The following is a 3,828-nucleotide window of genomic DNA, read 5'->3' as shown; positions in this document are numbered from 1 at the left end:
TGTTTTTTGTATGCTTTACATTGGCTGTTCACCAAATTTTGCAAATGTAAGTTCATCCTCTACTAATCCACAAACTCCGCATTGAATCCGATAATCTGGCCCGTTGTAGGCCCGATGAAACGGTTCAAGTTCACCTTTTTCATATTCTTTTATAACAGAACCTGTAGCAGGGTCAAGTTTTACAGAATGGGATACTTGTTCAATAATATTGAAACGGCTACGATTTGTTTTACAATTTGGACAGCGATATGGGGTATCCATATAGTGCTCCTTTCCAAGTGTATTTTGAATCTATTTTTTGCAATTGCGTAGGTAAATATGTAACAATGCAAATGGAGGGAGATTGAATGGTCAAAAAACTTATTATTGGACTTATTTCATTTCTATTTATTATTTCGGCAGCTGCCTGCGGAAATACTACTAAAAAGGAAGATAGTGGTAAGATGCCAGAGATGGTAGAGGTTCATTTATCTGTAAATCCAGATAAGGCTGAACCGAATCAACAAGTCACGTTCGAAGCAAAAGTGACCCAAGGGAGTGAAGCGGTAACGGATGCGGATGAAGTGGTCTTTGAGATTTGGCGGTCAAAGGATGAAAATCATGAGAAGATTAAAGTTAAGCATGCTGAAAACGGCATTTATCGGCTGGAAAAATCATTTACCCAAGAAGGGACATACTATTTCGTTTCCCATGTTACCGCCAGAAATATGCATAACATGCCTAAAACAGAATTTACCGTTGGAACCCCGAGTGAACCGGAAGCACCATCCACACAAGGGACTATGGATAACATGGAAATGGATCAAGATGAAGGGCATTAAGGACTACAAACAAAAGGAATACAAATGTAAACTAATTTAACACTAGTTGATTGTAGCAAAATCAGACTAGTAAAATGAACTTCAAAGAGGGAGCATCAAATATTAGCCCCCTCTTTTACTTATCTTTTTTTGCTCTCATGTTCACTTTTGTTTTTTTTCCTAGTTTTTCATCCACATATTGATTAACCTTATCACTTATTTCCTTTGAAAATTCTCCTTCGTAGGATGTGCCAATGTTTAATTTTCCTGATAATTCCTTTATCCCCAATTGACCAAAATTATTGGCATAATCTAGCTTTTCGATATTGATGTTCTCTACAGTTAGATGATTTACATGAATGACCGGGATCGACTCTGTTTCTTTCTTTGGGTTTAAAGGCGGGTCCCTTTTGGACTTGACTTCTTTAAGGCTTGATTCCAACTCAGCTATTTTCTGCTCTAATACCGTGAATTTTTGGGAGTATGTTTTGTTCGTGGTGAAAAATCGAATGAAGAAACGCATCAGATCCCTCTATTCATTAGACGTTGGGTTAACGGAAATCGGGATATCTTCTACTTCTTCCTCATTGATTGGCATCATAATATATAAAATACCTTGTTGAATCTCAGTTTTTACCTTTTGAATTAAAATTGGATAAGGCAACGTTAGTTCCTTTTTAAATTTTCGATTCATGCGTTCTTTGACATAATATTTGCAATTTGACTGTAACGATATAAATTCCCCGGTGATCGTGAGCACCTGTTGCTGAATAGAAATACGAAGGTTTTCTCGGGAAATGCCAGGAATTTCTGCTTCAACCACCAGTTTCTTATCTATTTCAAATAAATCACATTTTGGAAAGAAATCGTTGATGGATGATGTAGGGGAAATGGGGGAAGGATTTTTCTGTTGAGTATCGAATATTTTATTCCAAAATGTTTCGGTTTGAAACTTCTGGGCCACATCCATCCAGTGTTTAAATTTATCGATTTCCATTTTTTCACCCCTTAGGCGTAGACTTATTAATTCATATTATTAATCGTTCATAAAAACATGCAAAAAAAAAGACGGTTTATAAAATTTCAGTCACGTCGATTTGGGAAAACTGCATATCCACATTTTTAGGTATTTTTATTTCAAGTATTCCGTCTTTATAATTTGCGATCGCGCCTTTCTTTTTAACGATTGCCGGAAGAGTTATGGTGTGTTTATCATCATCCTCTGGTACTCGCTCAATAATTAACTGATTGGATGTGTGGTAGAGCCGAAGTTTCTTCACCCATTCTTCATCTTTTAAGGGAATTCTAACAAAAACATAATCATGAGTCTCAAAGGCAGAGGAATTTAATGTATCAGTTTGAGAGCTTCGTTGAGCGGTGGAAGAGGTAAAGTTGCTGAACATATCCTGCGGATTCATCATTCCACCCATATTATTGGGCATAACTTTACCTATAATATCTTGAACGTATTTATCTATTTCCCCGGGATTCATTTTTTGTAATGAATCCCTAATTTCTTTATTAAATGGGAACATATTCCAAGGGAACATGATCACACTCCCTTTCTCTTTAAATTTGATTTAGAATTGGTGCCGACGGGTTTGCAATTTGGTCTTGATCGGTAATGTCAATATCGGTGTATCCATTTAGATGGCCTGAGGTTGACGGGGATAAATCACCGAAAGCTATATTAGTACCAATTAGTTTTTGGTTAGAAGTATGTGAGTTGTGAACAATTGGTCCAAGATCAATACTGCCATTATTGTTAATGGCATTTGTTTTAATATTAAATATATTTATTTGAAAAGGCATGATTATGTCTCAGTCCTTTATATGGGATTAGAGAAGACATTTGATGGATTGGCGATATCTCCCATATCATTGATATCCGGATCAATAAACACATTTTCCATAGCCGCTGTTGGAGGTGCAAAATCTCCAAATGAGGAATTTTGCCCTTGAGATTTAGTGTTGGCTGTGTGAGCATTATGAAGTGCGTCGCCGATGTTGACAGACCCATTATTAGAAACACTGTTAATTTTCAGGCTGAAAATATTGATCACAGTCTGCATGCTGTCACATCCTTTACTTTGATATCTCATCATATGCAAATGAATGCCCATGGGTTATTAATAATTGGGATATCCTATGAGAGGATGTACATAAATATATAAGTAAATATTTGCATATCAGATTAAATCTTTTTAACATGGGGTTAGGGAGAAATTTTTAAGTAGAGAGGTAATGTCTGTGAAAAACAAAACGGCATTAATTACAGGGGGAGCGTCCGGCATTGGCAAAAGAACGGCCATGACACTGGCAGAATTAGGTATCCAGCTGGTTATTAACTATAGAAAGAGTGAATCGGAAGCGATTGCACTAGCAGATCAATTAACCGATTGTTATGGGACAAAAAATATGGCAATTCGGGGGGATGTGGCGGATCAACAGGATTGCAGGCGAGTAGTCGATGAAGCATTAGCCCATTTTGAAAGTATAGATATTTTAATCCATAATGCCGGACCGTACATACATGAGCGAAAAAAACTGACCGATTATTCTTTCGAAGAATGGAATTATATCATGCAAGGTAATTTGCATTCTGTTTTTTATTTAACCAAGCTCATTATTCCATCAATGAGAAGACAGAAATGGGGGAGGATCATTACCCTTGGTTTTGATCGAGTGGAAACTTCTCCAGGTTGGATGTACCGTTCAGCCTTTGCAGCAGCCAAAACAGGGTTAGCTTCTTTAACGCGAACGATTGCAATGGAAGAGGCAGAGAATGGAATCACAGCCAATATGGTTAGTCCCGGAGATATCGTGAATGAATGGAAAGAAAAATCCATACAAGATGCCATTTCCGAAAGTCGGTTGCCCTCAAGAGAAGGAACGGGAGAGGATATCGCCAGAACCATCGCATTTTTAATTGACGAAAAATCTGATTTTATAACAGGAAGTATTATTCCGGTAACCGGTGGAATAGATGTGTTAGGGAAAGTATTTAAAAAGTAGCTATAGTATGAAA

8 protein-coding genes are annotated in these 3,828 nt (G+C 37.1%); 2 read left to right on the top strand and 6 right to left on the bottom strand.

Translation table 11 applies throughout. The annotated features are described in order from the left end of the window. Positions 1 to 15 precede the first annotated feature (15 nt). Positions 16 to 261, bottom strand: coding sequence for a DNA alkylation repair protein (locus V7083_RS21490; protein ID WP_335481903.1), 246 nt, complete (start codon positions 259 to 261; stop codon positions 16 to 18). Positions 262 to 347: 86 nt separating this feature from the next. On the opposite strand from V7083_RS21490, the gene V7083_RS21485 reads away from it, so the two are divergent. Then, positions 348 to 821: a FixH family protein gene (locus tag V7083_RS21485; RefSeq protein ID WP_335481900.1), complete on the top strand. Its 474-nt coding sequence runs from the start codon at positions 348 to 350 to the stop codon at positions 819 to 821. A gap of 115 nt (positions 822 to 936) precedes the next feature. Here the strand turns inward: V7083_RS21485 and V7083_RS21480 are convergent, their stop codons facing one another. The 5 genes from V7083_RS21480 to V7083_RS21460 form a co-directional block, all read right to left on the bottom strand. Beyond that, positions 937 to 1,323, bottom strand: coding sequence for a hypothetical protein (locus V7083_RS21480; RefSeq protein ID WP_335481897.1), 387 nt, complete (start codon positions 1,321 to 1,323; stop codon positions 937 to 939). Between the two features lie 9 nt (positions 1,324 to 1,332). Further along, positions 1,333 to 1,797 carry an Hsp20/alpha crystallin family protein gene (locus V7083_RS21475; RefSeq protein ID WP_335481894.1) on the bottom strand — a complete coding sequence of 155 codons (465 nt, stop codon included), beginning with the start codon at positions 1,795 to 1,797 and terminating at the stop codon, positions 1,333 to 1,335. A 76-nt stretch (positions 1,798 to 1,873) separates the two neighbouring features. After that, on the bottom strand, positions 1,874 to 2,350 hold the full coding sequence (locus V7083_RS21470) for an Hsp20/alpha crystallin family protein (RefSeq protein ID WP_335481891.1): 477 nt from the start codon (positions 2,348 to 2,350) through the stop codon (positions 1,874 to 1,876). 19 nt (positions 2,351 to 2,369) lie between these two features. Further along, the gene (locus V7083_RS21465) at positions 2,370 to 2,612 is read right to left on the bottom strand and encodes a spore germination protein (RefSeq protein ID WP_335481888.1); all 243 of its coding nucleotides are present in this window, start codon (positions 2,610 to 2,612) and stop codon (positions 2,370 to 2,372) included. 17 nt (positions 2,613 to 2,629) lie between these two features. After that, complete coding sequence (locus V7083_RS21460; protein WP_335481885.1) at positions 2,630 to 2,872, bottom strand: spore germination protein; 243 nt, start codon at positions 2,870 to 2,872, stop codon at positions 2,630 to 2,632. A 178-nt stretch (positions 2,873 to 3,050) separates the two neighbouring features. Between V7083_RS21460 and V7083_RS21455 the strand changes: the two genes are divergently transcribed. Next, the gene (locus V7083_RS21455; protein WP_335481882.1) at positions 3,051 to 3,815 is read left to right on the top strand and encodes an SDR family oxidoreductase; all 765 of its coding nucleotides are present in this window, start codon (positions 3,051 to 3,053) and stop codon (positions 3,813 to 3,815) included. Positions 3,816 to 3,828 lie beyond the last annotated feature (13 nt).

The organism is Bacillus sp. JJ1764, assembly GCF_036962145.1.
Classification (GTDB): Bacteria; Bacillota; Bacilli; order Bacillales; family Cytobacillaceae; genus Neobacillus.
Note: the sequence above shows the minus strand (reverse complement) of the source record. Positions and strands in the feature narration are given on the sequence as shown.